The sequence below is a fragment of the Arthrobacter vasquezii genome, from assembly GCF_029455255.1.
GTDB lineage: Bacteria > Actinomycetota > Actinomycetes > Actinomycetales > Micrococcaceae > Arthrobacter_D > Arthrobacter_D parietis.
Genome location: NZ_JAROKN010000119.1, coordinates 1 through 1,477, shown reverse-complemented (window position 1 = coordinate 1,477; position 1,477 = coordinate 1). Strand labels below are relative to the sequence as shown.

Below are 1,477 nucleotides of genomic sequence, written 5' to 3'. Positions count from 1 at the left end.
GGGATGACCGCCCAACAAGCCCGCGAAGACCGGATCCTGCACGAGCTACATGCCAGCGGCGGCGACCTCCGCCGCATCTGCGACATGTTCGGCCTAAGCATCGCCGGAGCAAGCCGCTACTCCACCGTCCTAGCCCACCCAGACCTCCTCGGAGAAGGCTAGGTAGCGCCCGTTCATCGCCCAGAGCGCCATGCGCGGGTCCGCTAGATATTGGGCAGAGCTGCAGTTCATAGCCACATGGGGCAAGCTTCGTATGACAGCTGAAGCACCTCTATCCTGGGGGTTCCATCCTTATCCCGCTAGATCGGCAGTAGTCAATTGGTTCGGCAGCTGATCCCCCGAGTCCCTCACTAAACGAGAAAATGTTCCCGCGTCGGCGACGAAAATCCCGGCTACGCCGCCTACGACGTAGAACAGTTCACTAGCTTCCCCTGGCAGCTCCGTTGGACGCAGGAAGAGTAGGTAGCTCTGTCCCACTTCCAAGATGGGCGCCGGTGTCTCGGACATGTCCGGAGTCCCTAGCTGACGGACGCCCACAGAATCACCAGAACCGAGAATGGGAAGCTCGGGTAACCCTATTGCTTCGCCGAGCGCTGGAGGGGTTTCGATCGAATTGATAGCGACAGTGGAAACGGTGTTCTTCTCACTGTCGGTCTCTTGAGCAATAACTTCACCGACGACGACAGTACTGCTGTCTGAAACTAGTTCGGTGACGCTCTCATATAGCTTTTCCCTGGAAGCCGACATTCCGGAGTCGCCATCCGGAGAACTGCTGCATCCGGCAAGAAGCGCGACAACTATCGATGCAATGCCGAAGGTCATTCTGGTTCGATGATGTTGGTTCTGTTGCACTTTTCCCCCTAGTAGCGCGCGTTCATGCCCGCGATATCATCGGACTGCGGGTCACTGTAGTAATAGTTGTTATAGACACACGCCGGACAGGTATACATGACGGCGTTGGAGTACTGACTGTGGTGCAACCCGACCGCGTGTCCGATCTCGTGAACGAAAACCGTCTTCTTCTTCAGAGTTGGGTATGCGTCGGCGTAGTAGGTGTTAAGCCTTGCTTCTGCACTGATTGTCTGCCCGTAATACGGGCAACTCCAGTATGAATAGCCGGCATATCCGTCTGCTCCCGTGTACGACTGATATACACGGATGTTGCCCCCGGTCGCCGACAGATTGACATCTGACAACTGTGACCATCGGTTTCCGGCTGCCAATGCCGCCGTCGAATATGTACCGGAAGTTTGATTACTCCAAGCGATATTCGCACTAGGCCATTTGCACCCGGTAAACGTGTAAGCACTGGCGCCGCTAGGCACTGACATTAAGAGCACGATTGCAAGAACGCCAACGATAGAAGTTATGCGATTACCACGGCTTTGAGTTCGATTCTGAAAACCTTGATGTGACACTGGTCCACCCCCATGTGGTCTATAGGAAGCTTCACCATGCCACGTCAGCGTGCGGCGAA

Annotated in this window: 2 protein-coding genes; both read right to left on the bottom strand. The window is 55.7% G+C overall.

Features of this window, described 5'->3' with window-relative positions:
• Positions 1-291 precede the first annotated feature (291 nt).
• Positions 292-822, bottom strand: a complete 531-nt coding sequence (locus P4U43_RS17865) for a hypothetical protein (RefSeq protein ID WP_277359943.1) — start codon at positions 820-822, stop codon at positions 292-294.
• A gap of 38 nt (positions 823-860) precedes the next feature.
• On the bottom strand, positions 861-1,477 hold a 617-nt coding region (locus P4U43_RS17860), incomplete at its 5' end, for a M57 family metalloprotease (protein WP_277359942.1).

What these genes read in the sequence shown, in the direction of transcription:
- P4U43_RS17865 (WP_277359943.1), bottom strand. Translation starts at nt 822, where the DNA reads ATGACCTTCGGCATTGCATCGATAGTTGTCGCGCTTCTTGCCGGATGC.